Source organism: Coleofasciculus sp. (genome assembly GCF_046565525.1).
GTDB lineage: Bacteria > Cyanobacteriota > Cyanobacteriia > Cyanobacteriales > Coleofasciculaceae > Coleofasciculus.
This window is the reverse complement of sequence record NZ_JBKHUP010000245.1, coordinates 1-1,569: the sequence shown is the minus strand read 5'-3', so window position 1 is coordinate 1,569 and position 1,569 is coordinate 1. Positions and strand designations below refer to the sequence as shown.

The 1,569-nt window shown below is 47.5% G+C and carries 1 pseudogene; it reads right to left on the bottom strand.

The window, feature by feature from the left end:
• Positions 1 to 189: 189 nt before the first annotated feature.
• Positions 190 to 1,569: pseudogene (tnpC, locus tag ACLGGO_RS35505) on the bottom strand (IS66 family transposase); the annotation flags it as partial.

The window sequence follows — 1,569 nt, the reverse complement described above, 5'->3', positions numbered from 1 at the left end:
GTAAGGATTCAGGTCTGTGTTTAGCTTATTAATCAGCCTGGGGGCGCTCGCCGTGACCAAATAACTTTGAAAGGGACTCAAGTCATATCGGCTCATGCTGTCAGGCTACTTTTGGCACTCCTGACATAGCGATTGACCTAAAAGTAGAGCCAAGTAATTCATAAACCTGTAATGGACTATATAAGCCATTCAAGGAATTGGTTCGGGTAAAAGGGAACAAGTCGATTGAGACAACTCTACTTGTTCCCTTAAAGCTTGTTGAAAAAATTCAAGCACCGAGCGTCCCTGTCGTCTGCAAGTCTGTATGACGGTGAGTAAGTCAGCCGTTTGTTGAAATCGTGCCATCGAACGTGACCCGCCACTGACTTTACGCTTGGTCACGGCTAAACGTAAAGAACGTTCAGCCAGGTTATTGTCCGGTGGGATTTGAGGATGCTCAAGAAAGTACCACCATTGCTGTGCTTTGTCTCGCAGAGAACGTAGCAATTTCCCCGCCTCATAGCCCGCCTGCCCTATCCATTGCTGTATACTTAGCTCTACTCGTAGCTTAAACCCAGCCGCCCAAGTGCGATAGGCACTATCATCTTGTGTTTGTCGCCATTGCTTGTGTTGGGCAAAAGCTTCTTCAAGTAACTCAATGAATGCTTGTCCTAATGCTGGATTGTTACCGTGATTCAACTTAACAACTTGTTTAAAGTGACGCAACAGATGGGCTAGACATTTTTGTTGGGCTTGAGCGCTGTAGCCGTTATAAACACTGTAGTCGTCTGTGCTAAGTACACCGTCAAAGCTTTCCCCTAGCTGAGTTACTAATTCTGCCCGTGAGCGTGTATCACCCGGATGAAACAGGCAGAACGACTTACCCGTTGTTACCCACAACCATTCTTTTAGTCCGAGTACGGGCCAGGGGGATTCATCTACATGTACGGCGGGTTGTTTCTTGACCCATTCTCGTAATTGGTCAACGCTGTTGTTGAGAGCATCGGCCATTCTGGCGTTGGTCGCCGCCAGAGTTCCGACCCCAATCTCCACCCCACCGAGTTCCTTGAGCAGTTCTTGCTGCTTTTCATCTCTACAGATGACCATAATTCCCTAACCACACCAAAAAGGCTTGTAGTCTCACACTCAAGTCTTGACCGGGCACAATATCTTTTGGCCAGCAAGCCGTTTGGGTTTGACCACACCTGGCACAAGTACAACTGTGTCGCTGGTATTCTACTACCTCTATCGGACGCTCTACCAATTGAGCGACTTGCTGCCTCTGTATGGCTACTGGAGTTTCGACAAATTCTACACTGCCACAATCCATACATTGTTGAGGCTTGAGAATTTCATATCGGTCAACTCGTTTAAAGCCTTTACGAGTCTTTCCCTGATGACCTGGTTGCCCTCCTGGCTTCCTTTTGGGTTGGGACAAGTCTTTGGCATCGCTTTTCGGTTTTTCCGGTTTTTTGAGCAGGTCAGTTGAGGGGGGCTTTGAGGATGTTGTACTGTCTTTTTGAAGGCTGGCTTTGAGGCGAACTACTTCTTGCTTTAACTGCTCTATTACTAGTTGCTGCTGCACGACTA